This is a genomic window from Burkholderia sp. CpTa8-5 (assembly GCF_017815045.1).
Taxonomy (GTDB): Bacteria; Pseudomonadota; Gammaproteobacteria; order Burkholderiales; family Burkholderiaceae; genus Burkholderia; species Burkholderia sola.
Genome location: NZ_JAGIQD010000019.1, coordinates 45,121 through 72,041, shown reverse-complemented (window position 1 = coordinate 72,041; position 26,921 = coordinate 45,121). Strand labels below are relative to the sequence as shown.

Annotated in this window: 14 protein-coding genes and 2 pseudogenes; 5 read left to right on the top strand and 11 right to left on the bottom strand. The window is 65.3% G+C overall.

Annotated features, from left to right (window positions below):
- The 5 genes and pseudogenes from J8I35_RS24940 to J8I35_RS24920 all read right to left on the bottom strand — a co-directional run.
- Nucleotides 1–629, bottom strand: a pseudogene (locus J8I35_RS24940) (hypothetical protein); the annotation flags it as partial.
- 76 nt (nt 630–705) lie between these two features.
- On the bottom strand, nt 706–1,674 hold the full coding sequence (locus tag J8I35_RS24935) for a hypothetical protein (protein ID WP_245170411.1): 969 nt from the start codon (nt 1,672–1,674) through the stop codon (nt 706–708).
- Nucleotides 1,664–4,216 carry a hypothetical protein gene (locus J8I35_RS24930; RefSeq protein ID WP_209927466.1) on the bottom strand — a complete coding sequence of 851 codons (2,553 nt, stop codon included), beginning with the start codon at nt 4,214–4,216 and terminating at the stop codon, nt 1,664–1,666. Before J8I35_RS24930 ends, J8I35_RS24935 begins: the two co-directional genes overlap by 11 nt.
- A 35-nt stretch (nt 4,217–4,251) precedes the next feature.
- Entirely contained in the window at nt 4,252–6,474 is a 2,223-nt protein-coding gene (gene tssI / locus J8I35_RS24925) for a type VI secretion system tip protein TssI/VgrG (protein WP_245170410.1), read from the bottom strand.
- 63 nt (nt 6,475–6,537) lie between these two features.
- On the bottom strand, nt 6,538–7,221 hold the full coding sequence (locus J8I35_RS24920; RefSeq protein ID WP_209927464.1) for a TagK domain-containing protein: 684 nt from the start codon (nt 7,219–7,221) through the stop codon (nt 6,538–6,540).
- A gap of 416 nt (nt 7,222–7,637) precedes the next feature.
- Between J8I35_RS24920 and J8I35_RS24915 the strand changes: the two are divergent.
- Both J8I35_RS24915 and J8I35_RS24910 read left to right on the top strand, forming a co-directional pair.
- Nucleotides 7,638–7,979: pseudogene (locus J8I35_RS24915) on the top strand (integrase core domain-containing protein); the annotation flags it as partial.
- 606 nt (nt 7,980–8,585) lie between these two features.
- Nucleotides 8,586–8,786: a hypothetical protein gene (locus J8I35_RS24910; RefSeq protein WP_174971856.1), complete on the top strand. Its 201-nt coding sequence runs from the start codon at nt 8,586–8,588 to the stop codon at nt 8,784–8,786.
- Nucleotides 8,787–9,266: 480 nt separating this feature from the next.
- Here J8I35_RS24910 and blaPEN-B read toward each other — a convergent pair whose 3' ends face one another.
- Nucleotides 9,267–10,205: a PEN-B family class A beta-lactamase gene (gene blaPEN-B / locus J8I35_RS24905; protein WP_209927462.1), complete on the bottom strand. Its 939-nt coding sequence runs from the start codon at nt 10,203–10,205 to the stop codon at nt 9,267–9,269.
- Between the two features lie 136 nt (nt 10,206–10,341).
- On the opposite strand from blaPEN-B, the gene penR reads away from it, so the two are divergent.
- Nucleotides 10,342–11,232, top strand: a complete 891-nt coding sequence (gene penR / locus J8I35_RS24900) for a beta-lactamase transcriptional regulator PenR (RefSeq protein WP_050018225.1) — start codon at nt 10,342–10,344, stop codon at nt 11,230–11,232.
- Between the two features lie 483 nt (nt 11,233–11,715).
- On the opposite strand, the gene J8I35_RS24895 is transcribed toward penR, so the two are convergent.
- The 3 genes from J8I35_RS24895 to J8I35_RS24885 form a co-directional block, all read right to left on the bottom strand.
- The gene (locus J8I35_RS24895) at nt 11,716–11,967 is read right to left on the bottom strand and encodes a hypothetical protein (RefSeq protein ID WP_006482135.1); all 252 of its coding nucleotides are present in this window, start codon (nt 11,965–11,967) and stop codon (nt 11,716–11,718) included.
- 96 nt (nt 11,968–12,063) lie between these two features.
- Nucleotides 12,064–14,286, bottom strand: coding sequence for an amylo-alpha-1,6-glucosidase (locus tag J8I35_RS24890; protein ID WP_209927460.1), 2,223 nt, complete (start codon nt 14,284–14,286; stop codon nt 12,064–12,066).
- 155 nt (nt 14,287–14,441) lie between these two features.
- A complete protein-coding gene (locus J8I35_RS24885; protein ID WP_245170409.1) occupies nt 14,442–21,542 on the bottom strand; it encodes an autotransporter-associated beta strand repeat-containing protein in 7,101 nt (2,366 codons plus the stop codon).
- Between J8I35_RS24885 and J8I35_RS34870 the strand changes: the two genes are divergently transcribed.
- Nucleotides 21,541–21,669: a hypothetical protein gene (locus J8I35_RS34870; protein WP_260429568.1), complete on the top strand. Its 129-nt coding sequence runs from the start codon at nt 21,541–21,543 to the stop codon at nt 21,667–21,669. The two genes, J8I35_RS24885 and J8I35_RS34870, sit on opposite strands and share 2 nt — an antisense overlap.
- A 584-nt stretch (nt 21,670–22,253) precedes the next feature.
- Here the strand turns inward: J8I35_RS34870 and J8I35_RS24880 are convergent.
- Nucleotides 22,254–22,913 carry a YdcF family protein gene (locus J8I35_RS24880; protein ID WP_209927455.1) on the bottom strand — a complete coding sequence of 220 codons (660 nt, stop codon included), beginning with the start codon at nt 22,911–22,913 and terminating at the stop codon, nt 22,254–22,256.
- Nucleotides 22,914–23,100: 187 nt separating this feature from the next.
- Nucleotides 23,101–24,135 (bottom strand): rod shape-determining protein, encoded by a 1,035-nt coding sequence (locus J8I35_RS24875; RefSeq protein WP_050018222.1) that lies wholly within the window; start codon nt 24,133–24,135, stop codon nt 23,101–23,103.
- Nucleotides 24,136–24,406: 271 nt separating this feature from the next.
- On the opposite strand from J8I35_RS24875, the gene J8I35_RS24870 reads away from it, so the two are divergent.
- A complete protein-coding gene (locus J8I35_RS24870) occupies nt 24,407–26,812 on the top strand; it encodes a patatin-like phospholipase family protein (RefSeq protein ID WP_209927453.1) in 2,406 nt (801 codons plus the stop codon).
- Nucleotides 26,813–26,921 lie beyond the last annotated feature (109 nt).

The window sequence follows — 26,921 nt, the reverse complement described above, 5'->3', positions numbered from 1 at the left end:
ATCCTGCCCTTGCCCGTATCGGTACGGTCCAGAACCTCGCGCACGTCGATCCAGTCGAGTTGCGTATGCCAGTAGACCATCTCGTAGATGTGCGTGCCAGTGAGGAACTGGCTATTCGCGATTACAAATTCACCCGGCCCATCTGAGGTCCATTTGCTTTTTGCTTTTACTACACTAGCGTTCGCCTTTATCTCGTCATCTCTGGGGGGAGCCTTGAGAGCTATAATGCCGCCATCCTTACGCGGGGGCTCTGGATTAATGCGCTTGCCTTCTGAATACAATCGAATGACAGGATCATCCGGTGTCGGCATATCAGTCCATTTAGCATCTTTCTCACTTGGATTGATGCAAGAAAATCCGTACCGTATCTTGATGCTGCTGGCACGTACGATCGCGTCATGAAAACTGATCTGCGTAATCAGCGGACTCTTGATCCAGGTTACCCGCTCATTCGGCACGACGTCCGTCTGGTTTCCACTTTGCTTGTCGGTCATAGAACTTTTCGTAGTTTGATTCGAAGGCGGCGCCGCATGCTGTTCCGCAAGGGACGAGCAGCCGAGCAGTACCACCATCCCTCCAATCGAAATAATGGTGCGGACGCCGTTCATTGTCAGACGGTCAGGTTTCATCCTTTGCTCTCGATAAAAATGCAATACTTTCGGCATTAGCTAACGCCCTGTTGGGCATGAGCTCGGCGAGTACCCGTTACTTTCCAGCGGCGGCACTCTGTTCGCTCACGTACTTCCACCGGAAGCTGAAGGGATCCACGCCCCGGTCCCCCGGCAGGTTCGGCAGTGAATCCCCTTCCTTCACGAACACTTCGTGATAGCCGCCGAGCCGTTCGATGCTCTTGCCCGTCGCGGCCCAATAGCCGGTCTTTGGCGCGTAGTCACCCGGACGGGCGTACGGCAGCGCCGGGACCTGCGTACGGGCATCCACTTCGCCGAGGAATTCAATGTGCCGCCCCTCACGCGCTTCTTCATCGGTCGGCTTGTAGACCCTGAAATAGAGGCGGTTCGACGGCGCGTTATCCGTGATCGGGTACATCATCCTGCCCTTGCCCGTATCGGTACGGTCCAGAACCTCGCGCACGTCTATCCAGTCGAGTTGCGTATGCCAGTAGACCATCTCGTAGACGTGCGTGCCAGGAAGGAACTGGGTATTCAAGATCACAAATTCGTCTGCAATTTCGCCTACCCATCTCTCCTTTGCCTTCACCACATGGGTAGATCGCTTTATATCTTCGTCCCGGGGAGCCGCAACATAAGGCTCAATACCACTGTACTTGGGCGGGGCAGGCTTAATCTCCTTGCCCCCCAAATACAGCCGCATTGCAGGACCATCAGGTGTCGGTTTACCGGTCCACTTAACGTCCCGTTTACTTGGATTGATATAAGAAAGGTAGTACCGAATTTTAACGCTATCGTCACGTACGATCGCGTCATGGAACCTAATCTGGGTGATTAACGGATTCTTGACCCAGGTTACCCGCTCATTCGGCACGACACCCGTCTGGTTTCCACTTTGCTTGTCGGTCATAGAACTTTTCGTATTTTGGTTCGAAGGCGGCGCCGCTTGCTGTTCCGCAAGAGACGAGCAGCCGACCAGTGCCACCATCCCTCCAATCGAAATAATGGTGCGAACGCCGTTCATTGTCAGACGGTCAGGTTTCATCCTTTGCGCTCTCGATAAAAAATGCAATACTTTCGGCATTAGCTAACGCCCTGTTGGGCGTGAATTCGGCGAGTACCCGTGCCGCGCGTGCCCCATAGGCGGTCTTTCCGTTGTATCTGTCAGGGTCGTGTGCCCCGTTAACATCGATCTTCTGGTCCTGGGCATGAGCGGTATTCTGCAAATGCGCTACCTCGTGCAACTGGATTTCCATACGGTTCTGATCGACCGGATCCCTGTTATTAAAGCTTCGGAAGAATGGACCATACTGGCAGGCGATATTGACGTATTCCATCCGGAAGCCTGATTGGGCGGGCTTGAGCGCCTTGACTGGATACAACCCCGGCTGCACATAGGCACCTGCCTCAAAACCCAGTGCGCCCTTGACCACCCGTTGCATGGATATATGGCGGAAGAACTCCCGCATGCCTTTCAGGTAGTTGTGGACGTGATGCCCGGCAGGCTTGGCTGCAAGCTGTCCGTGCAACGTTTCCGGGGCAGCGATGTCATTGGGCGTTACGCCAAACCAGTATTCGAAGTTCGACCAGAGATCGTGATGAGCAACATTGTGAATCGTTTGTAGAGTCGCATATTCCCTGACGACTGGCGCCCGCGCCGAGGGCGCATCAGGCATGGCGGCGTTGGCGTCCGCCCAGGGTTCGAGTTGTTTGAGGCGCTTCTCGATCAGCTTCAGGCAGGTTATCCAGCTCTGCCGGATTTCCAGTTCGAACGCCTCCTCGGACAGCGTTGCGTCCGTTGCGAGACATTCCCGCATCTGGGCCAGAAAGCCCACTGGATGGAAATGCCAGTTCTTCGTATCCATCGGCGTGGATAGCGGCTTCATGGCATTGTTCACACCGTCCTGCTGTACCTTCGCGTTGCTCCAGAACTGCTGATGCTGAATATCGTGCAAGAACGCCTTGAACTCGCTGTCGGATAATTGTGGAAGCGGCGGATGGCCCCCTTGCTGAAGTTTGTCGTATCGCTTGCTGTTGTTACTGCTGTCCCATTCAGTGTGGAACCGGACAGCGGCGGTGCGCAAGATCGCGTCAACGCCATCAGCATGAAGATCATCGAGACTCAGGCTCGCAGAAGACTTGTGTGCGGCGGACAGGATTTTCTGCATGACCGCATCGTCATCCTCAACGAAACCATCGTCAGTCGTATTCAGTTCGCTATCCTCATAGGTTTGCCATCCCCGTGCTACCCAGTCGCTATCGGTAGTCAGCGTCACCCACGCGTCACGGACAAATTCCCGCCCATCGGCTGCTGCGCTCACTTGATCGGCGTACGCGTAGTAGGTGCTTCCATCCATGCCAAAGAGTTTGAAACATATCAATTCCTCAACTTGAGTTGGCACCGTTCCATCTACCCCGCAGGGTATCGCTCCCAAAAAGCACGAACCTGAAGGAAACTGTTGCATATTTGAAGCAGCCAACCTACCCGGTTTAACCAGGCTTTTAAATCGTGCAAGATTGGCATTCCTCGTCAACCACACCTTCCCCATACCATCGCTTTTCTGCCCATCCGCATACTCCTGGTACGACGAACTTGGGTCGCTAATGTTCAGCGGAACAAGCGGCTTCATCTGCTTCACCAACTTGTTCTCGCCCGTAAAAATTTCGAAGTGAAAGCTGTCCGCCACCGAGCCAAGATCACCGTCCGTTATCCCGGCGTAACCGATCACCTGTCCGGCCCTGACCGGATACTCCAATGAGAAGGTGCAGTCCAACGGCATCCACCGCTTTTCCGTAGGATGGCAGCAATACATGAACGAAATGGGGTAGCCCAGCCGGATTTTCTGCTCGGGCCTCAGTGGAGCGCCTGGCTCCACGTCCAGATACATGCGCTCGATCCATCCCTCGCCACTGTTGCGGGTATTGATGTCAGTAATCCTGATCTTTACCATGTGGTGCCCGTCATCGATCACCGCGCTTACCGTTACTTCGTCCCCGCGCAACGCGGCAACCGGAACAATTGTATTGGTGGTCGTGAGAAACGGCGGCAGGACTGCCTTGTTCTGCAACTGCTTCTGCGGCAGCAGATTCGCGTAGAGCGAGTAGAAGTGTGCCCCGATGTATCTGGGGATGCTCGCGCTGACACCCTGCGAAACGCCCCCCACGGGCTGCATTTCACCGCCGCCTCTATTGACCTCGCACTCGTGCCGAATCAGTACAAAGCTACTGCTGAACTGTCGGGGCGGTGACGGCTGTGGCTTGGCTTTCGACGCTGACGCCTTCACGGGTGCGGCCGCCTTGATCTGCCGGTCGAGTTCGCTGTCGATATAGTCCCGATCCAGTCGGAACGCGACGATGGTGCCGTCCGCGACCGCGCGCACCGGCTTTTTTCCGCTCAGGTGTACGCCGCCGTGCCAGAAGCGGTTGCGCCCTACCGGGAATACACCTCCCGCGACGTGCTTCGCGAGATCAATATATTTGCGGACAAGTGCTGGCGTACTCAGCGCGGCACTGGCTGACTGCGGGTAAGACGCTGGCTGCGGGGCGCTGTAATAAGGATCGTCTTCAAACGGGAAAGTCACAATCACGAGGCACGGTTCCTTGATGGAATAAACGGCAGGCGTCAGCCTGAAAACGGGAAGTAGTCCGGTGTGAACGGATCGCCCTTGTTCACGTCTGAGCGCATGTCCAGGGCATTCTTGACCCAGCCGGTCTCGGTCTGGACCGGCCCCTTCAGCTTGATCCGGACTCCTTCAATCGTGACGCCCTCACCGTCGAGCGTGATCTTTCCGGCTGGGCCGATGATTTCAGCCTTGTCGCTCGCCTGTAGCTGGTAGATACGGGTCTTGCGCTCAATAGCCTGCCCCGCCTCGATCTGGTGACGCCCCTGCACCTTGTGTTCCGCGTTGCCGCCAGTCGTGACCAGGAAGTTGGCCGCAATGGTGTCCTTGCGATTGTTGCCCGTTTCCTCGATTCGATCCTTGCCGATCTGGATGCGGTGATCGCGCCCAACCGAAAGGAACGCATCCTGGCCAATGGTGTGACGACGATCTACACCAATCTCGACCTGTTCGCCGCGGCCGACTTTTTCCGTACGATCGTTGTCAATCGTCACCGATTCATCATGTCCGACTGTCTTCGCGCGATCATGCCCAACCGTATGCGATTCATCGTTTTCAACTTCGGTTCGCATATCCCTTTCGGCATGGAGCCATATTTCCTCCCTGCCTTTCCTGTCCTCGAACCGCAGCGCGTTGGCGGTTTCGTAGCCGCCTTCATCGGTGGAGCGCGTCAGCGTGCCGCTCTGGGTCGCATTGGCGGGCAACTCCCACGGCGGCATGTTGTGCGCGTTGTAGTGCCGCCCCGTCACAAATGGCCGGTCAGGGTCGCCGTTCTCGAAGTCCACTATCACTTCCGAGCCGACCCGCGGAACGCTGATGGTCCCGTAGTTGTTGCCTGCCCACGGATAGGAGACCCGCAGCCAGCAGGATGATGTCTGATCATGTACTGGCGAGCGGTCCCAGTGGAACTTCACCTTCACCCGGCCGTACTGGTCCGTGTAGATTTCGCTCCCGTCGGCCCCCGTGACAATGGCCGTCTGCGGGCCGGTTGTGCGTGGCTTGCTGACCGTGCGCGGTGGACGGAAAACGGTCGTGGCCGGCTGCACTTCAAACCGTGTCCGAATCCGGTATTCGCCGGTATCGGTTGCCCCGTCGAGTTCAGCCGCATCCAGCCGAGCCCGGATAACAAGGTATTCGCGGTTTGCACCGGCTTGCGGAAAGCCCGCCAACGTAAAAGTCGTCCCGCACACAACGTTCCGCACATTCCCACCGCCAGTGCCCCGCTCACCCAGGGCACGCATTTCCTGCATGCGTATCCGTGCAAACTGCTCACCGGCCTCCCGCTCGGTGTAGTCGCCAGGCCACTCGTAGCGTTCAAGCGTATTGTGCGAGGTGTCCTGCGGCAACTGAATCTGCGCCTCCAGATTTGCCCTTGGCCGCGTAAAGTCGAAATCGTTCGTGGTCCACTGACCTGACTGGATACGTGCAGTCGTATCGAAGTTGTCGATGTGCTCCATATCAACCCTGCGGCCTGGCGGATAGTACGACAGCGTCTGATAGGCCTCACTGTCAACCGGCTTGTGCGCCCCCAACTGGTCCACCAGGACCATGCGATGCACGGTACCTGAATGCTCGAAAAACCAGTAAATCCCGTTTTCTTCCATTAGACGCTGGATAAAATGAAAGTCGGTTTCGCCATACTGGACCTGATAGACCAGCTTCGGATAGGACTCGCTTAGCCGCATGTCCCACGAGTAGAGGTAGTGGTCGCTCAGCACTTCGTGAATGATTTCAATAACAGACTTATTCTGGAAAATCCTGTAATCCGAGCGTTTCTCAGCTAGCGCGATCCACGGTTGCAATTTGAGTCGATATCTACTCTGTCGGTTTGACTGACCGGCAAAACTCACTGCCGTGATAATCCCGCTGATTTCGCGTAACCCGCGTCCGACGTTTGCTGCACCGGTCGCCCCTGGCATTCCAGGGACAAAAGTGCCCATCCCGTCAAGCTGGATGGTGACGGTCAGTTCCTTCCCAATCATGTCGAGTGTATTGAGATTCGCCGCCTCTTCGTCACTCAATCCCGCATCGAGCGAGGTTTTAACCTCCAAATCGTAGGTGTAGATTTTGGAAAGTTCTTCCTCGCCTTCGATCGCAACCAATTGCAATACAGGTTCGCCATTGTGCGATAACGGGACGGCCGCCCCACTGATAGAGAGCGTTCGGGGCCGGCTGAATTTCTGCATGACCGGATATAGTTTTTGAACGTCAAACGCGTTGGACATGGTGATTCCGACAATAAGATGGATCGTATCGGGCTACTCGGCGAGCGTATGCAGACTGACTCGTCAGGACGTTTCGCTATCAGGCAACAACCCGACCGGCAGGGACACGGGGCTATCCATTGCGACCATATGATGTTCGCGTCGCGTCAGTTCGGGTGGCCGCTGGGCAGCATGGCGTGATGCGGCTGCGAGGAATTCGGCAGGCGCGAACAGACTCAGCACGTCGTTCCATTGCTCCGGTTCACGGAGGTCCGGTGCCCCACTGAGGTCGCCGAACAGCTGTTCAAGTTTGACCGGCGGCCTGAGTAGCTCCATGATCCCCTGGGGCTTGGCAACCGGCTTAACCGGTTGCGGCGGCAACTCCACCATAGTGAGCAAACCCAATCCCGGTTCAGCCTGCACGGGCAACGCAGATGGCGTGGCTTCCGGTGTATAAGAGATTGCCCACTCGGCCAATGAAAGCGGATCATCGAGAAATCTGAGGTATTGACTGTACAGTGACGCAATAATATTTTCGTCCTCCACAGCAACGTTATTGTCATCGAGCTCGCGAAGGGCCTCGCTGCCACGAAGGGACGCTGATGATCCAAGCAGGCCAAATACTGCCCCACTGCCGCATTCATCACCACTCGACAACGCCCGAAATCCCCCGCGCATAACGTTGTCCGCGACGTGAATGACCGTGCCGTCGTGATCCGTTGAATCGCCAAAGCGAGCGACATCCTTGCCTGAGGTATCGTCCTGCACGTTTCATCTCCATCGAACGGAATTTCTCCTGCGTCGAATTTACCGAGCACTCGGAGAAAATCACATAAGACACGTCCGAAATTGACAAAAACCTAGCAAAAATCACAGGGTGTGATTTCTTTTGTCGCGACAATGGACATGCCCCGCATATAAGTTGCATACACAACTTCTGCACAACCGCGGCTGGCTCAACCGAACAACGGCAAGTGACTTGCTGCCTCACGCGAACCCAATCGGGCGGCTCGGACATATTGCAGCCTTCTGGACGCTCGTCCGTCATATGGCTTGCGCCGTCCGCCGAAGCAAATTCACACCAGCAGAACAACAACCAGCAGACCGCATCAACCACACGACAAGTCGAGATAAATCCCACCCATATCAATAGGTATCCTGACTTCTTGAGGTAACAAGACACACATACCCCGCCCGAAATCGAGTGGCTAAGCGACAACGGTTCGGGCTACACGGCTGACGACACGCGCCGGTTCGGAGTGGCCATCGGCCTGAAGCCATTGACCACGCCGGTGTGCAGCCCGCAAAGTAACGGGACGGCCGAGCGCTTCGTGAAGGCGATGAAACGCGACTACGTCGCCTTCATGCCGACGCCGGACGCAGCGACTGCTGCACGCAATTTGGCCATCGCGTTCGAGCATTACAACGAGAAGCATCCCCATAGCGCGCTGAAACATCGCTCGCCTCGCGAGTTCCGGCGTTCGATGGATTCAGCAATCCTTACTGTAATGCCGCGTCCGGTATGACAGGGGCAACTCCAGCGGGGTTGCATGTCAATTCGTCATGCGGGATGGTGGATCGTGGGGGAGTGACCTGAAGCAGCCCGCCCGTTTCGCCGCATCGTCTATCTTGCCCGCCTGACAAGGGTTCGCTGCCACCGTCAAAGTTGCCCACAGAAAATGTTGGCAAGCTTGTGGATATCCTGCGCACCGCGACGCTAAACCCTTGATCCGATGGACTTTGGCACGCGTGATGCAGACGCGGCGCGCGTCATGGCCGTCGCGCACACCGCTTCGCCGCACTTCGCATCACGATGCCACGACGATGCGCTACTTACCCACAGATTGTGTTGGCAAGCTTGTGGATATCCTGCGCAAGCCTGCGCTAACTCGTTGATCGGCCTATGGTTCGTGTCGCGTGTCACCGTTTCGGCAGCGCGCGGATTCGGCCTGCGCGAACACGGACGCTTCAATGCGATCGCAGCGCGCCGCCGATGCCTTGACGCCCGCGCCCGTCGCGCATCAAGATCACGCAAGCCGCACGCGGCCGCGCATCGCCGGCGACGCGCGTCGGCGCCCCGGGTCGGCCATTGCGTCGGCACCGCATGACGACATTTCACTCCGAGGAAGGCCATGGAACACTTCACCGCGTGGCAGTTGGTCGTCTCACTCGTGCTCGTCGCCGTCGTCATCTATCCGTACGTGCGCATCGTTCGGCGCACCGGGCATTCGGGCTGGTGGATCCTGACGATGTTCGTGCCGATCCTGAACTTCGTCATGTTGTGGGTGTTCGCATTCGTGCGCTGGCCCACGGTCGACGATCGGCAGCCCTGACCGTCGCGGCGACGGCCGGGCTTGTCCACAGATTGTGTTGGCAAGCATGTGGATAGCCTGCGCATACCGCGACCAAGCGCTTGATCCGAAAGACTTTGTTCGCGCTGCTTCGAAAGCGGCACACGGCCGCGCAAGCGCGGTTGTGTACCGCGTCGGCACGTGACGCGCCGCCTGCCACGCCGGCTACCCTGCTTGTCCACAATTTTTGTTGGCAAGCGTGTGGATAGCCTGCGCATACCGCGGCCAAGCGCTTGATCCGAAAGACATTGTGCGTGCTGCTTCAAACGCGGCACGGTGACGTACGGCACGCCGGACGCCGCCGCGCGCGAGCTTGTCCACAATTTTTGTTGGCAAGCATGTGGATATCCTGAGCATGCGCGACCTAAGTCGTTGATCGCACAACGTTTGAGCGCGCGGGTCACGACTGCGGCACGGCGCGCCCGCGGATCTCGCCACGCGTGCCGTGCCGTGCCGTGCCGCTCAACCGAACGTCTGCGCGACGATCCGCGCGACCGACGCGATCACGTCGTCCTTCGCCCGCGCATCGGCGCGAGCCTGCGTGTAGTACACGGCCAGCACGATCGGCGCGCGCGACGTCGGCCAGATGACGCCCGCGTCGTTCGTCGTCCCGTAGTCGCCGGTACCGGTCTTGTCGCCGACCGTCCACCCGGCCGGCACGCCCGCACGAATCCGCTTGTCGCCGACCTTGTTGCCGCGCAGCCACGCGACGAGCTGCGCACGCTGCGCGGCCGGCAATGCGTCGCCGAGCGTCAGCACGTGCAAGCTAGCGGCCATCGCGGCAGGCGTCGTCGTGTCGCGCGGGTCGCCCGGCAGCGCGGTATTCAGTTCGGTCTCCCATCGATCGAGCCGGAACGTGTCGTCGCCGATCGAGCGCGCGTAGGCGGTCACCGCCGACGGGCCGCCGATCAGCTTCATCAGCAGGTTCGCGGCCGAGTTGTCGCTGTACTGGATCGTGGCCTCGCACAGCGCGGCGACCGTCATGCCCGCGCCGACATGCTTCTCCGACACCGGCGAATAGTTGACGAGGTCGGCCTTCGTATACGTCACGCGCTGTTGCAGCAAGCCCGGACGCTCGACGCTCCGCGCGAGCACCGCCGCGCTCAGCATCGCCTTGAACGTGCTGCAGAACGGGAAGCGCTCGGCCGCGCGATGCTCGATGACGCGGCCGCTCGCCGTGTCGATCGCGCACACGCCGAGACGGCCGCCCGCGTCGCGCTCGAGGTCGGCAAGCGTCGCCGCCGCCGCGGCCGGCGCAATCACATCCGCGGCAGCCGCCGCTGCCGCCGTGGCTTCGTCCGGCGCGGCGGCCTGTCGCGACGCGCACGCGGTGACGGTAAGAACGAGCGGCGCCGTCGCGGCGGCCAGCAACAGGGTTCGACGTTTCGATGAGTAGGTCATGTCGGTTGTCTCATGGTGGAATGGCGGCGCAACGTGGTTGACGCGTTGAAAACGGCCAGCCGCCGAGACAGCACTATCGAGACTTTACGGTTGCCTGACAAGCAACGATAATTGAGCGCTGACAAAAGAAATTCTTATGACGAAGCTCCGCCCTCATCTTCCGCTCAATGCGTTGCGCGCGTTCGAATCGTCGGCGCGCCATCTGAACTTCACGCGCGCCGGCCTCGAGCTGAGCGTGACCCAGGCCGCCGTCAGCCAGCAGGTGCGCTCGCTCGAGGAGCGGCTCGGCTGCGCTCTGTTCACGCGGCTGCCGCGCGGTCTCGGGCTGACCGACGAGGGCCGCGCACTGCTGCCGGTGCTGAGCGACGCGTTCAGCCGCATCGAGACGGTGCTCAAGCAGTTCGACGGCGGACGCTTCCACGAGGTGTTGACGCTCGGCGTCGTCGGCACCTTTGCCCTAGGCTGGCTAATGCCGCGGCTGAAGCAGTTCGGCGACACGCACCCGTTCGTCGAGCTGCGGCTGCGGACCAACAACAACGTCGTCGATCTCGCCGGCGAGGGCCTCGATTTCGCGATCCGCTTCGGTGAAGGCAACTGGCCGGCGACGCGCAACGAGCGGCTGCTCGATGCGCCGCTCACCGCGCTGTGCGCGCCGGACATTGCGCGGCGCATCGCGCAGCCGGCCGATCTCGCGAACGAAACGCTGCTGCGCTCGTACCGCACCGACGAGTGGCTCGGCTGGTTCGACGCCGCGCAGCTCGAACCGTGGGCCGTCAACGGTCCCGTGTTCGATTCGTCGCGGCTGATGGTCGAGGCCGCGATGCAGGGCGCGGGCGTCGCGCTCGCGCCGGCCTGCATGTTCGCGCGCGAACTGCAGCTCGGCCAGCTCGCGCGGCCGCTCGACATCGACGTGCGCGCGGGCGGCTACTGGCTCACGTCGCTGAAATCGAAACCGCTGACGCCCGCGATGACGCTCTTTCACGACTGGATCGTCGCGGAAGCGGCCGGCACGGCGCCGGCCGGGTAACGCGGCCTCGCTTGTCCACAGAAAGTGTTGGCAAGGATGTGGATATCCTGGGTACCCGGCGCCTAAGCCCTTGATCGCGCACGCATTAGTGTGCCGATACATGGAGCGGGCAGCCTTTGCGTGCGGGCTTCGTGCACGCAGCCCCTGCCGACCGGATCGTCAACCATTGCGACGCAATCGATTGCAAGTTGTCCACAGATTTTGTTGGCAAGCCTGTGGATATCCGTCCAATCGGACGCGTAACATCTTGATACACAAGGGGATTCGATCCACGGACCTTGACCGGTCAATGGTGTGGCACCGGAATGGTCGTCGAACCGCACGCCGTGCACGCGCGGCGCGCCCGGCCCAAGGCCGGGCGGTTCTCCACAGATTGTGTTGGCAAGCTTGTGGATATCCTGCGTATCGGGCACCTAACTGATTGAGCGCACGGGGTTTTGTGCCGCGTCCACCGAATCGGGCAGCGCGTGCGCCGCCCGTGCATCAGTGACGGTCGAGGCCGCCGCGCAATTCGCTCGCCTTGTCGCGCAGCGCTTCGTAGCCGGAACGCGCATGCTCGGGCAGATCGGGATCGCCGATCAGTGCGCCGAGCGTTTCGATCAGGCTGAACAGGATGCCCTTCGCCGCGCCGACCGCGATGCTCTGCGATTCGATCGACTTGTGCAGGTGGTCGACCGCCGCTTCGAGATTCTCGAGCTTGTGCTCGCCGTCGTCGGGCCGGTTGTCGGTCGTCATCGTCTACCTCCGCCATCGTTCAAGGGTCATGTCACGATTCTATGCCGCTGCGCGCGAACGTGGCGCGACATCGCGCAACGTTCGCGCGACACCGCGCTACAGCACCGCGACCACCTGCACGCGGCCCGGCTGCTCCGCCGCGGCGATGACCTGGCCGTCGACGCGGCGGAACGTCAGCGACACGGTTTCGTCGCCGACGCGCAGTGCATCGATCCGCAGCCAGTCGACGCCTTCCGGCAATGCCGGGCGCTCGACGCGCACCTCGTGGCGCGACGCGTCGATGCTCACGCCGAGGCACGCCTGCAGCATCATGAACGGCGCACCGGCCGCCCACGCCTGCGGCAGGCAGGCCACCGGATACGCGGTCGGCGGTTCGCCGCGCCGGCGCGGGAACCCGCAGAACAGCTCCGGCAGGCGCATCTCGAAGCTCACCGCCGCCTCGAACAGCGCACGCAGCAGATTCACCGCGGCCGTCTTGTCGCCGTAGCGCGCCAGGCCACGCGCGATCAGCGCATTGTCGTGCGGCCACACCGACCCGTTGTGATAGGCCATCGGATTGAAGCGCGGCTGGCCGGCCGCCAGCGTGCGGATGCCCCAGCCCGTCTGGAACAGCGCCGAGCCGAGCACGCCGGCGACCGCCGCGCCGCGCTCGGCGTCGGGCAGCCCGAACGCCAGCAGGTGGCCCGCGTTCGACGCGAACACGCGGCACAGCTCGCCATGACCGTCGAGCGCGATCCCGTAGAAATCGCCTTCCGGCATCCAGAACAGCGCATCGACCTGGTCGCGCAGCGTCTTCGCGCGCAACGCGTAGCGCGTCGCGTCGGCCGCATGGCCGCGCCGACGCGAGCACGCCGACATCGCGTCGAGCGCCGCGCACGCATAGGCCTGCACTTCGACGAGCGCGATCGGCCCGTCCGGGAAACGGCCATCCGCGTGGAACACCGAATCGTGGCTGTCCTTCCAGCCCTGGTTCGCGAGGCCGCGCTCCGACGTGCGCTGATAATCGAGCAACCCGTACGGGTTGCGGTCGCACTTGTCGATCACCCATTGCGCGGCGCGCTCGAGCGCGGGCCACAGCTCGTCGATCAGCGCATCGTCGCCGGTGCGTTCGAGATAGGCGCCCGCGAGCACGATGAACAGCGGAGTCGTATCGACGCCGCCGTAGTACAGCGCGAACGGCACCTCGCCCGTCGCGGCCATCTCGCTGCGGCGGAACTCGTGCATGATCTTGCCGGGCTCCGCGTCGCGGAACGCGGAGGTCTCGCGCGCCTGATGTTCGGCGAGAAAACGCAGCACGCCGCGCGCGAGCGACGGCTGCAGCCACAGCATCTGCAGCGACGTGATGATCGCGTCGCGGCCGAACGGCGTCGAGAACCACGGAATGCCCGCATACGGGTACGGCCCCGTGTCGAGCTGCGTCGTGAGCAGCCCGAGATCCGCGAGCGAACGATCGAGCCAGGCGTCGAACAGCGGATTGCCGGTGTTCACGCGCGCCATCGACTCGCGCCGTGCCCGCATCTCGCGATGCACGCCGACCAGCGCGGTGCGCAGCGCGACGCGGCCGCATCCGGGCCCTTCGGCCTGCACGGGCCCGAGCGTCGCATCGACGGTCAGGTAGATCGACACGCACGCCTGCGCCGCAATCGTCAGCGTGTAGTCGGCGCGATCGACCGACAGCGCGTCGGGCGCCGGCGAGAAATGCACGGTCACGTTGCGCTCCACGCTGTCGAGGCCGTCGTAGCGCAGCCGCACCGCGCCCGCGTCGACGCGCGGCGCGCCCACCGTGCCGCGCTTCGGCCGCTGCGTGCCGCGCACTTCGAACATGTCCTTGAAATCGGCCGCGAACGACAGCGACAGCGGCACCTCGGCTTCGCTCGCGCCGTAGTTCGTCAGCGTCAGCGCTTCGTACAGCACGTCGCCCGCCAGCACGCGCGTGCGCTCGATATGGATCACGCCCTCGGGCGTCTCCTTGCCGCCGAGCGGCGGCAGCGGGCGGTTCGTCAGGTGCGCGGTGAACGACGCGTTGTCGGCGCTCGTCGCGCCCGACAGCAGCGACGGCGCGCGGCCGCCGAACGTCAGGCGCCATTTCGACAGCACGCGCATGTCGTCGACGAACAGGCCGTCGTCATGCCCGCCGATGTCGCCGAGCGCATCGCTGACCACGAACGCGTCGCCGGATTTCAGCACGTACTGGTTGTTGCGCGCGAGGACCTGCTGATCGGCTTCGGGCGCGATGAAGGCGGGACCCGACGCGATGGTCGGGGCAATCGGCGCGACTTGCGGCGCCTGCGTCGTCGTGGCTTCGGCGTGATTCGGCATCGATGCTCCTGTGTCGAGGCGCAACGCGCGGTGCGCGTCGCGTGTTTCGCACAGGATAGGCCAGAACGGCGAACGTGCGCAGCGACGAAACGGCCGCGGCGCGAGGCGACGTTGCTTCGTCGCCTCGCGCCGCGTACGGGCACGTCAGTTGCCGGTCAGAATTTCCACAGGATGTTGCCGAGGATCGCGTTGTCGCGCACGCCGCTGCCGTATTGGCCGCTGTACGTGAGGCCGAGCGTCAGGCGCTTCGTGATGTTCGCGTCGATGCCGGCCTCGAGCACCGCGCTGTCGCGCGCAATCGGCACGCCCGACACCTGGAACGACGTGCCGCCGTTCGCGAACGTGAACGCCGACGACGGCCGCACGTTGCCGAACGCATGCCGCCAGCCGACCGTCCCGCGCGCGGTGAACGTGCCGCTCGCGATCGAGCCGAGCTGCGACGCCGCACGCACGCCGAGCGTCGAGAAGCCGACGTGGGTCGTCTCGCCGCCGGCGCGCAATGCGGCCGCGCCGCCGGTTTCCGTATAGCCGTCGGTATGCAGGTTCACATACGCGAGGCCCGCGAACGGTTCGATCGCGACCGGCCCGACCGGCAGCGCGTAGCCGACTTCGCCGAACACCTGCGCCGAATGCGCGTTGTAGCCGGCCGAATCGTGATCGGAGAAGCCCGCGAAGCCCGGATAGCGGTCGCTGTTGATGCGATACCACGTGTACGACGCGCCGCCGCGCACGCCGAGCGCGCCATACTGCGCGCCGCCGTACAGCGACACGTAGTAGCTGTTCACCGCCGCCGACGAACTCTGGTCGTTGTCGAGCGAGCTGTGCGTGACGCCCGCGGCCAGGCCCGCGCGCCACTTGTCGTTGAGCGCCATGTCGGCGCCGGCGATGAAGCCCGTCATGCTGCGGTTGATCGACGATGCGTTGCCGTCGCCTCCGAGCCGGCTGCGGCCGCCGAACGCCTGCCCCCAGACGACGGGCTGATAGGGCGTCCCGCCGTAGCACCCGGCGCGCGAACCGATCCGGCGTTCCGGCGGCAGCGTCGGATCGGCCACGCCGGCCGTGTTGTCGCCGCACAGCGCGGCGCCGCCCGACGACAGGGCCGCGAGCGGGCCCGATCCGGGCGCGAGGCCCTGACGGACGCGATCGGTCACCGCGTCGCGCACATAGCGGCTGTCGAGCAGCAGCATGCTCTTCAGGCTCGCCTGCAGTTCGCCGCCGAGCAGCCCGTACGCGCGGCGTGCGGTCGGCGCGTCGGTCGTCAGCACCGTGTCGTACAGCGGATTGCCGGCGCCGAGCGCGGCCACCGCGGTCGCGACCGAGCGCTGGTTCGGCGTCGTCGCGACGTCGGGCAGCGCGGTGCCGTTCTGAGCCAGTTGCAGATACACGTGACCCGGATCGTAGCTGAGGGTCGGCGTCAGGAACGCATAGTTCGCGCTCACCTGGGCGAACGCGCCCTGCACGCCCGACGACGCGCTGAGGATCGTGTACGTCGTGCCCGGCTGATAGGTGCTCTGGTTCGCGAGCACCTGCACGGTGCCGCCGTTCAGCGTCGCCGTGCCGCTCGCCGCGAGGCTGCCGCTTTGCTGCGGCGTGGCGGCGACCTGGAACGTCGAACCCGGCTGGAACGTGACGTTGCCGCCCACGTTCAGCGCCGCGCCCGGCTGCGTGGCGGCCGCCGTCGCGCCGCCCTGCACCACGAGGCCGCCGATCGTGCCGGTGCCCGTCACCGTCGCGCCGTTCTGCACGGTGACGGTCGACTGGCCGAGCGAACCGTTGACGGCAAGCGTGCCCGCGCTGACCGTGGTCGGGCCGCTCAGCGTGCTCGTGCCGGTCAGCGTCAGTTGCCCGCTGCCGGCCTGCGTCAGCGAGCCGGTGCCGGACAGCACGCTCGCGATCGTCACGTTGCCCGATTGATTGACGACCAGCGCACCGTTGTCGACGACGTCGCCGGCCACGCTGCCCGACGTGCCGCCGTTGCCGAGCTGCAGCGTGCCGCCGGCTGCGATCGTGGTGCCGCCCGTGTACGTGTTGCCGCCGGTCAGCACCTGCGTGCCGCTCGCCACCGTCACGCCGCCCGAGCCGCCGATCGTGCCGCCGAACGTGCTGCTGCCGCTGCCGTTCAGCGCCAGCGCGTTCGCACCGAGATTCACGTTCGTGCCGGCCGCGCCCGACAGCCCGCCGATCGTTTGCGCGCCGGTCGCACCGCTCACGTCGAACGTCGCGCCCGTGCCCGCGAGATTCACCGCGCCCGTCGACGCGAGGCTGCCGCCCGCGCCGAGTGCGAGCGTGCTGCCGCCGTTGATCGTCGTGCCGCCCGTGTACGTGTTCGCGCCCGTCAGCGTCTGCGTGCCCGTGCCAGCCAGCGTCACGCCGCCCGTCCCGCCGATCACGCCGCCGAACGTACCGTTGCCGCTGCCGTCCAGCGTCAGCGCATTCGCGCCGAGATTCACGTTCGTGCCGGCCGCGCCGATCAGTGCGCCGATCGTCTGCGCGCCCGATGCGCCGCTCACGTCGAACGTCGCCCCCGTGCCCGCGAGATTCACCGCGCCGGTCGATGCCAGGCTGCCGCCCGCGCCGAGCGCCAGCGTGCTGCCGCCGTTGACCGTCGTGCCGCCTGTGTACGTGTTCGCGCCCGTCAGCGTTTGCGTGCCGGTGCCAGCAAACGTCACGCCGCCCGTCCCGCCGATCGCGCCGCCGAACGTACCGTTGCCGCTGCCGTTCAGCGTCAGCGCATTCGCGCCGAGATTCACGTTCGTGCCGGCCGCGCCGCTCAGCGTCCCGAGCGTCTGCGCGGCCGTCGCGCCGCTCACGTCGAACGTCGCGCCCGCACCCGCGAGGTTCAGCGCGCTGCCCGACGCGAGGCTGCCGCCCGCGCCGAGTGCGAGCGTGCTACCACCGTTGATCGTCGTGCCGCCGGTATACGTGTTCGCGCCCGTCAGCGTCTGCGTGCCCGTGCCGGCGACGGTTACACCGCCCGTCCCGCCGATCGTGCCGCCGAACGTACCGTTGGTGCCGCCATTCAGCGTCAGCGCATTCGTGCCGAGGTCGACGTTCGTGCCGGCCGCACCGGTCAGCGTGCCGATCGTCTGCGCGCCGGTCGCGCCGCTCAGATTGAGCGTCGCACCGGCGCTGGCGAGGTCCACCGCGCCGGTCGATGCGAGGCTGCCGCCCGCGCCGACTGCGAGCGTGCCGCCGCCGCTGATCGTCGTGCCGCCCGTATACGTGTTGGCGCCCGTCAGCGTCTGCGTGCCGCTGCCGGCCAGCGTCAGGCCGCCGGTGCCGCCGATCGCGCCGCCGAACGTGCTGCTGCCGTTGCCGTTCAGCGTCAGCCCGTTGCCGCCGAGGTTCACGTTCGTGCCGGCCGCGCCGGTCAGCGTGCCGAGCGTCTGCACGGCCGTCGCGCCGCTCAAGTCGAACGTCGCCCCCGCGCCCGCGAGGTCCAGCGTGCTGCCGGACGCAAGGCTGCCGCCCGCGCCGAGCGCCAGCGTGCTGCCGGCGCCGATCGTCGTGCCGCCCGTATAGGTGTTCGCGCCGGTCAGCGTCTGCGTGCCGGTACCCGACAACGTGAGACTGCCGGTGCCGCCGATCACCCCGCCGAACGTGCCGCTGGCCGTGCCGCCGAGCGTCAGTGCGTTGCCGCCCAGGTTGACGTTGGTTCCCGCGACGCCCGACAGCGCGCCGAGCGTTTGACCGCCTGTCGCGCCGCTCAGGTCCAGTGCCGCGCCCGCGCCGGCAAGGTTCATCGTGCCGGTCGATGCCAGGCTGCCGCCCGCGCCGAGCGCCAGCGTCCCCGCGTTGATCGTCGTGCCGCCCGTATAGGTGTTCGCGCCGGTCAGCGTCGTGGTCGCCGCCCCGTCCTTCACGAGGCTGCCCGCGCCGGAAATCGCACCGCCCAGCGTGAGGCTGTTGCTGCCCCCCAGTGTCAGCGCGGCGCCCGTGCCGAGATTGACCGCATTGCCGACCGACAACGCGGCGTTCGTATCGAGCGTCGCCGCGCCGCCGACGGTCAGCGCACCGGAACCGAGCGCGCCGCCGTTGCCGAGCACGAGGCTGCCGCTATTGAGGTTCGTGCCGCCGGTGTAGACATTTGTGCCGGTCAGCGTCTGCGTGCCGGTGCCCGCCAGCGTCAAGCTGCCCGTACCGCCGATCACCCCGCCGAACGTGCCGCTGGCCGTGCCGCCGAGCGTCAATGCGTTGCCGCCCAGGTTGACGTTCGTTCCCGCGACGCCCGACAGCGCGCCGAGCGTTTGACCGCCTGTCGCGCCGCTCAGGTCCAGTGCCGCGCCCGTGCCGGCAAGGTTCATCGTGCCGGTCGATGCCAGGCTGCCGCCCGCGCCGATCGCCAGCGTCCCCGCGTTGATCGTCGTACCGCCCGTATAGGTGTTCGCGCCGGTCAGCGTCGTGGTCGCCGCCCCGTCCTTCACGAGACTCCCCGCGCCGGAAATCGCCCCGCCCAGCGTGAGGCTGTTGCTGCCCCCCAGCGTCAGCGCGGCGCCCGTGCCGAGATTGACCGCGTTGCCGACCGACAACGCGGCATTCGTATCGAGCGTCGCCGCGCCGCCGACGGTCAGCGCGCCGGAACCGAGCGCACCGCCGTTGCCGAGCACAAGGCTGCCGCTATTGAGGTTCGTGCCGCCCGAGTAGGTGCTCGCGCCATTCAGCGTCTGCGTGCCGGAGCCGGCCAGCGTCAGGCTGCCGGTGCCGCCGATCGCCCCGCTGAACGTGCCGCTCGCCGTCCCGCCCAGCGTGAGCGCGTTGCCGCCCAGCGTCACGTTCGTCCCGGCGACACCCGACAGCGCCCCGATCGACTGCGCGCCGGTCGCGCCGCTCACGTCGAGCACCGCACCCGCGCCTGCCAGGTTCACGCTGCCGGTTGCCGACAGGCTGCCGCCTCCGCCGATCGCCAGCGTGCCGGCATTGATCGTCGTGCCGCCCGTGTAGGTGTTTGCGGCGGTCAACGTCGTCGTCGCCGCGCCGTCCTTCACCAGACTGCCCGCGCCGGTGATGCCGCCGCTCAGCGTCAGCGCGTTGCTGCCGCCCAGTGTCAGCGCGGAGCCGGTAGCGAGGCCGATCGCGTTGTTGACCGACAGGCTCGCGCTCGTATCGAGCGTTGCCGCGCCGCCGACGGTCAACGCACCCGTGCCGAGCGCCGCATTGTTGCCGAGCACCAGCCCGCCTGCATTCAGCGTCGTGCCGCCGGCGTAGGTGTTCGCGCCGGACAGCGTCAAGGTCGCCGCGCCGTTCTTCACGAGACCGCCGCCACCCGCGACCACGCCACCCAGGCCGAGATCGGTGCTGCCGCCAAGCGTCAGCGTGGTGCCCGTCGCGATGTTGACGTCGTTGGCCAACGACACGTTGGCCGTCCCATCGAGCGTCGACGACCCGTTGACGTTCACCGCGCCGAGGCCGAGCGACGTATTGCTGCCGACGACGAGGTTGCCGCCGTTCAGGTTCGTGCCGCCCGTGTACGTGTTCGCGCCCGTCAGCGATTGCGTGCCGGTACCCGACAGCGTCAAGCTGCCGGACCCGCCGATCGTGCCGGCATAGGTCGCATTGACGCTGCCGCCGAGCGTCAGCGAATTGGCGCCGAGGTCCACGTTCGTGCCGGCCGCGCCGGCCAGCGCACCGATCGTCCGCCCGCCCGCCGCAGTGCTCAGGTCGAACGTTGCGCCCGCACCGGTCAGGTTGACCGTGCCGGTCGCCGACAGACTGCCGGCCCCGCTCAGCGCGAGCGTGCCGCTGTTGATGGTCGTGTCGCCCGTATACGTGTTCGCGCCGGTCAGCGTCGTGGTTGCCGCGCCATTCTTCGTGAGGCCGCCGCTTCCGCTGATCGTGCCGGTCAGCCCGAGATCGTTGCTGCCGCCGAGCGTCAGCGTCGAGCCGGTCGCGAGATTGACCGTGTTGGCGAGCGTCACGTTCGTGCTCGTGTCGAGCGACGCCGACGCGTTGACGTTCAGCACGCCGGTGCCGAGCGCCGAATTGTTGCCGACCACCAGGCCGCCGGCGTTCAGGTTCGTGCCGCCCGTGTAGCTGTTCGCGCCGGACAGCGTCAGCGTGCCGCCGTCGTTCTTCGTCAGCGCGCCGCCACCCGACACCGTGCCGGACAGCGTCAGCCCGGTCGCGCCCTGCACCGTCAGGCCGCCCACGCCGAGCGACACGTTGTTGGACACGTCGAGCCCCGCCGTGCCCGCCTGCAACGCACCGCCGCTGCCCGTGACGGTACCGGTGCCGAGCGACGCGTTGTCGTTGATGATCGCCACGCCGCCCGTCAGCGTCGCGTCCTGCGCGGTGGACGCGCCGTTGATCGTCCAGTTGCCGCTCGTGACGTCGAGGTGATTGAAGTTGATGTAGTTGTTGACCGCGATCGTGCCGTTCGCCGCGACGCCTTGCTGCAGGTTGAGCGTATTGTTGCCGCCCGCGCCGCCATCGACGACGCCGGTTGCCGCCACGCCGAGCGTGACCGGGCCGACCGTGATGTTGAACGCGCCGCCGGTGCCGCCGGCCGTATTGACCGACGAGCCCGTCACGGCATTGAACGTATTCGTGCTGTTCGCCCCCATCGACACGCCGCCGTTGATCGTGCCCGAGTTGGTGAACGTATTGCCCTGTCCCGGTGTGCCGCTCGAACCCAGCGACACGCGACCGGTGATCGTCCCGCTGTTCGTCATGTTGACCGTGCCGCCGCCGTACGCGGCGACCACCGGCGCATCGGCGCCGACGAGGGTCGCGCCGACCAGCGGGGAGGAGCCGATCGTACCCGTGTTCGTAATCGTCGACGTGCCGCCCGTACCGTTTTGAACCGACAGCGCCATGCCCGTCACGCCGCTGATCGCCACGCCGGTCGAGCCCATCATCGTGCCGTTGTTGGTCACGGTGGTGGTGCTCGCCGCCGCGTTGCCGATCACCGTACCGCTCGACAGCACGCCGAGCCCGGAGCCGAGCGCCGACGGGTCGATCGTGCCGTTGTTGGTCAGCGTGACGTTACTGCCGGTCAACGACATCGCCGTGCCGCCGACACCGAGCAACACGCCGACGCTTGCACCGGGATTGACCGTCGCGTTCACGTTGTTGGCGCTGTTCGAATAACTGGGCGCCAGCGGATTCGCGACGCCGGAACAGGTCACCGTGGTGCCCGCCGTGCTGCAGGTCGCATAGGCGGGGACAATGCCCGCGCCCGACAGCGCCAGAAACACGCCGGTGGGCAACAGCAGTCTCGGAAACGGCTCACTCGCTTTTTTCGGACGGACAGGGTTCATGCTTTCCCTCTTTATTGATTTCGGCTTTGGTATTGGTATTGCGGCCGCAACGGCGGGCACGCGGCAGAAAATCGCGGATAAAAGCGTCCTCCCCGGCAATCGCGATGCGCTGTCGGTTTATTCGTGATGATTTTTTTGATCGGCCCGGGAATGCAGCTGCGGAACTAGTCGAATGACATGATGGCGGCCCCTGGTTTCTGCAGCGACTTTCTGGTTGATTTGATTACTACGCGCTTTCGTCAGACTAGGCTATATCAAAGTCAAACCGTTTTCCAGTCGATATTTTCCCATCGGATCAATGGCCGACGATTATGTATTTTTTTTACTTTCTGACAGACGCGCAGCAATAACACGCGACACACTCTTCGCCGGCTTGCCTTGATTTTTCGCAAAGACAATAGCTGTGCCGCATCGGTGGAAACACCGATATATCGCCCTGACTCAACACACGGGGATTTTGCGGTGCAATATTTTCACCGCGATGAATGATCCATTTAGATAACCAACATCCGCCTAATAAATCGATCGGATCTGGATTATGGAACTGTCGGCGAAATTGTTTTGATTTTCAGCCTCGCAAGGCATCTGAAACGCGAATCGTTATTATTTATTCGGTGCCTGTGACACTCGCGCGGCCGGCGCGAGACGACAGGAAACCGGAGAAACAACGAAACCGCCCGCACCGGAAGCGCGCGCTTCCGGGCCGCCCCGTCACGAAAACAGGCTCATCAGATAAAGCATCGGTCGAAACGACACCGGCCGCGCATCGGGATTGATCCACAACCGCACCGCATACACCGCGTAGGCCGGCACCTCGCGCCAGCTCGAATAGACGTCGCGCCACTGGAAGCGGCGCGGATACGCGGCGGAGATGTTCGACCGCGCAATGCCGACGCGCTCGAACGCGAGGCGCGCCCGCGCGAGGTGGTAATACTGGCTGACGATCAGCACGCGCGACAGGCGATGTGCGCGCAGGTAGGCCAGCGTGTGCTGCGCGGTCGCGAGCGTGTTGTCGCCCTGGTCGTCGACGGCGATCCGGTCCGCCGGCACGCCGCGCGCGACGAGGTAGTCGCGCATGGCCGTCGCCTCGTTCAGCCCGGGCCCGTCGATCGCGCCGCTGACCAGAAACGCCGGGCAGTGCCCCGCGCGGTAACAACGCACGCCGACATCGAGCCGGGCCGCGAGCACGGGCTTCGGCGCGCCGGTTGCGTCGAGCGCGTTGCCGAAGATCACGGCGACGTCCGCCGGGTCGCTCGGCATCCGCATGCCATGGACGACGATCGCGGCGGCCGCCGCGACCCAGACGCACGCGACGACGGCCAGCACGCGGCCGGCCCGGGCCGCGAAGCCCCGTTTGGTTCGATATTTCAAGGTATTCGGTCTCTCAGGTGTCGTCGGGCGCGTCGGCCGGCCCGGCCCCGAACGGGCGCGTCACGCTAGCACGGCGCGCCCGTGCCTGTCCATGCGATGGACCGATGCCGGCCAAGCGGGCCGGCCATTGGGAGATCGAAAGAAGGTGAAGGCGTGCGCCGGGCCGTGGCCGGCAGCACCGCCCGGCTCAATCGGCCGGGCACATCGCGAGCCGCCCCATCGCCTCGCCGGCGCCGCGCACCGCGCAGGTGGCCGGCTCGTCGGCGATCCGCGCGACCAGCCCGGTCTCGTCGTACAGCAGGCGTTCGAGATCGGCGAGCAAAGCGCCGCCGCCGGTCAGCACCACGCCGCGATTCGCGATGTCGGTCACGAGTTCGGCCGGCGCGTTTTCCAGCACCGACTTCACCGCGCCGATCACCTGCTTGAGCGGTGCGGCCAGCGCGTCCGCGACGTCGTGATTGGACAGCTCGACCGAGCGCGGCAGGCCGTCGCCGATGCTGCGGCCGACGGCGCGGGTCGACGTGCGCGGCACCGCGCTGGTGGCCGAGCCGATCGTCTTCTTCACGTGCTCGGCCGTCTGTTCGCCGAGCAGCACGCCGTACAGGTTGCGGACGTGGTTGACGATCGCCGCGTCGAACTGGCTGCCGCCGACGCGGATCGCCTCGCGGTAGACGATGCCGCCGAGTGCGACGACCGCGACTTCGGTCGTGCCGCCGCCGATGTCGATGACCATCGAGCCGACCGGCTCGGTCACCGGCAAACCCGCGCCGAGCGCGGCCGCCAGCGATTCCTCGATCAGTTCGACCTCCGATACGCCGGCCGCGAACGCGGCCTCGCGGATCGCGCGGCGCTCGACGGCCGTCGCGTCGGACGGCACGCACAACGTGACCTCGACCCGGCGGCTGAAGCGCGAGCGGGTGCGCGACATGTCGATGAAGCTGCGGATCATCTGCTCGGCGGCGTGCGCGTCCGCGATCACGCCGTGCCGCATCGGCCGCACGGCTTCGAGATGCCCCGGTTCGCGGCCGAGCAGCGCCTTCGCGAGCTCGCCGACGGCCTCGAGCGTCGGCCGCGCGTCGCTCGCGCCGCCCTTGCGGAAGCAGACGACCGACGGCTGGTTCAGCACCACGCCGCGTTCGTGCGTATAGATCCGCGTACTCGCCGTTCCCGGGTCGATCGCAACGGGTTGCGCAAACAACTTTCCGAACAGCGGTGTCGACATATCAAACCTTTGTGAGGGAACGGGCCGGGACAGCCGCGCCGCACATTTTGCCGCGCGTCCATGCCGCCCCATCACGAGCTTAGCGGCAAATCGTTCCGATACTTTAGGCAATTCCGATGATTTTTTCGCGACGGAATGGCCGGATGGGGCGTTTCGGGCACGTCCGGCCACGCAACGGCCGCTCGCGTCGGGCCTGTAAAACACGGTAATCTCTCGGTCTTGCCTGCTCCCGGCAGGCCTCAGACGCACGATCACGCCAGGTATGTTCACCATGACAGCGACCGTTTCCTTCCGCTGGGCGCCGGTGCGCCCGCTCTGCACGACGCTCGTTGCCTTCTGGTGCTGCACGGTCTCCGCGCAACCGCTGCCGGCCGCCGGACCCGCCGCCGCCCAGACCGCTGCCGTCAACGCGCCGGCTGCGCCCGCGCCCGCCGCACCCGCTGCGGCGGCGCACACCTGCGCGGCCGACGGCGGCCCGGCCGGCCGGCCGTCGATCGGCCTCGTGCTGTCCGGCGGGGGCGCGCGCGGCTACGCACACCTCGGTGTCCTGAAAGTACTGGAGGACAACCGGATTCCGATCGACTGCATCGCGGGCACCAGCATGGGCGCCGTGGTCGGCGGCCTGTACGCGAGCGGGATGGCGGCCGACGAGATGCAGAAGCGGCTGTCGGAGGTCAACCTGGCGGATATCGCGTTCGACGTGACGGACCGCGCGGACCTGCCGCAAACCAGCCGCGAAGACGAACGCCTGTACATCAACGGGCTGACGCTCGGCTTCGGCAAGAAAGGCGTCAAGGCGCCGGTCGGCCTCGTACAGGGCAACCGGCTGCAGGCGCTGCTCGCGAACTGGACGGCCGCCGTGCCGACCAACCAGCCGTTCGACCAGCTGCCGATCCCGTACCGCGCGGTCGCGACCGACCTGCAGACGGGCCAGATGGTCGTGCTCGACCACGGCTCGCTGCCGCTCGCGATTCGCGCGAGCATGGCGATGCCGGGCCTGTTCGCGCCGGCCGAGATCAACGGGCGCGCGCTCGTGGACGGCGGGCTCGTCAGCAACCTGCCCGTCGACACCGCGCGGCAGATGGGCGCAAGCGTCGTGATCGCCGTCGACATCGGCTCGCAACTGCGCCCGCTCGACGCGCTCGCGTCGCCGGCCGACGTGATGCAGCAGATGGTCGGCATCCTGATCCGCCAGAACGTGACCGCGCAGCGCAAGCAGCTCGACGCGCAGGACGTGCTGCTCACGCCGGACCTCGGCGCGCTCGCGTTCACCGATTTCCAGAACGCGAAGCAGGCGATCGCCGCCGGCGAGATCGCCGCGACCGCGGCGCTGCCGAAGCTGCGGCGCTTCGCGCTCACGCCGGAACAGTACGCGGCCTACCGGTCCGCGCACGCGCAGCCGCTGCCGCCGCCGATCCGCATCACGCGCATCGACATCAAGACCAGCGGCGGCGTGCCGAAGCGCGTCGTCAGCAACGCGCTGCACGTGAAACCCGGCGACATCTACGATCCGAAGACCGTCAGCCAGGATCTGCTCGGACTCACGACGGGCGGCAACTTCGAGAGCGTCACGCAGCAGATCGTGAGCCGCGGCGACGACAACGTGCTCGAGATCGACGCGCGCGAGAAGTACTGGGGGCCCAACTTCCTGCTGTTCGGGCTCGGCATGTCGAGCAGTTCGACCGACGAGGGCGGCTTCCGCCTGCACGTCGGCTACCGGCGGCCGTGGCTCACGGAGTCGGGGCTGGAATTCCGCGCGGACACGACGATCGGCAGCGACCTGCAGTCGGCGCGCGTCGAATTGCGCCAGCCGCTGTCGACCGCGTACGGCGTGTACCTGTCGCCGTACGCGGAATACCAGCGTCGCTACGCGAACCTGTACGACGACTCCGGCGACGTGAAGATCACGCAGTACCTGATGCAGACGGCGCGCGCCGGGATCGACCTCGGCCTGCCGATCGCGCGGCTCGGCGATTTCCGCGTCGGCCTCGGTTACGTGACCGGGCACGGCTCGCCGACCTACAACCTGCCGTTCGACGACGGCAGCGGCCAGAGCCTGCTGTGGCCGAGCTTCACGTCCCAGGCGCTGGTCGCGCGGGCGCGGCTCGTCATCGATCAGCTCGACGATCCGATGTTCCCGCGCAAGGGTTATTTCGGCGAACTGCGGGTCGACCGCTCGCTGGTGTCGCGCAACGGCGGCTCGGCGCAGGAATTCGCCGACGGGATCAGCAACGCGCCTTATACCGAGATCTACGGCAAGGCGATGATCGCGCAGCAGTTCGGCCGGCACAGCGTCAGCGCGACGATCGAAGGCGGCAAGAGCATCGGCGGCACCAACCTGATCAACGCGTTCAACTTCACGCTCGGCGGCTTCCAGCATCTGTCCGCCTATGCGGCCGATCAGCTGAACGGCAACGAGCTCGCGTACGGACAGATCACGTACATGAACCAGTTGATGACGTTCAACGCGTCGCCGATCAAGGCGCTGTCGGTCGGCGCCAGCGCGGAAGTCGGCAACGTGTGGTCGAGCGGCCAGCAGATCGGCGGCGGCGCGCTCAAGCAGAGCTATACGTTCTTCACGAGCCTGTCGACCGCGTTCGGGCCCGTCTATATCGGCGTGGCGCTCGCGCCGGGCGGCCGACGCAACTTCTACCTGCAGCTCGGCCGCACCTACTGAGCCTGCGCGGATGCCGCTTCGGCGGCGTCCGTGGCGGCGTCGCGCCCTGCGCGCTCGCCGGCAGCCTGCGCCTTCACGATTACCGCGTGCCGAGCATCGCGCGACGTCG